Origin of the sequence: Actinoplanes rectilineatus, assembly GCF_000962825.1 — a bacterium.
In the GTDB taxonomy this organism is placed as follows: Bacteria; Actinomycetota; Actinomycetes; order Mycobacteriales; family Micromonosporaceae; genus Actinoplanes; species Actinoplanes rectilineatus.
Genome location: NZ_JZKF01000256.1, coordinates 1 through 364, shown reverse-complemented (window position 1 = coordinate 364; position 364 = coordinate 1). Strand labels below are relative to the sequence as shown.

Annotated in this window: 1 rRNA gene; it reads left to right on the top strand. The window is 57.1% G+C overall.

Annotation, left to right across the window (positions count from 1 at the left end):
- Positions 1-59 (top strand): 16S ribosomal RNA (locus WH85_RS46340); the annotation flags it as partial.
- Between the last annotated feature and the right edge of the window lie 305 nt (positions 60-364).

The window sequence follows — 364 nt, the reverse complement described above, 5'->3', positions numbered from 1 at the left end:
TTGGGACGAAGTCGTAACAAGGTAGCCGTACCGGAAGGTGCGGCTGGATCACCTCCTTTCTAAGGAGCAACTATCCGCGAAAGCGGACAGTGGCCCGCGACCTGCGAATGTCAGGTCGGGGTGCTCAAAGGCGGAGACACTGGTTAGCTCAAGCCGGCAACGGCTTCTCGGTTAGTACAGCCCTTTCGGGGCGTGGAAATCCTTGAAGTGCGGCTGGTGGAGGCGATAAGCACCCTGTTGGGTATCTGAAAGAACAACCATGCCCGGTGAGAACCGGATGGATTGTTTTTCAATGCCAGGCACGGCCTGGTCACCCATACCGCCTGATTTGGTTCAGGGTTTGGTGGGCGACTGTGTGGGTTGT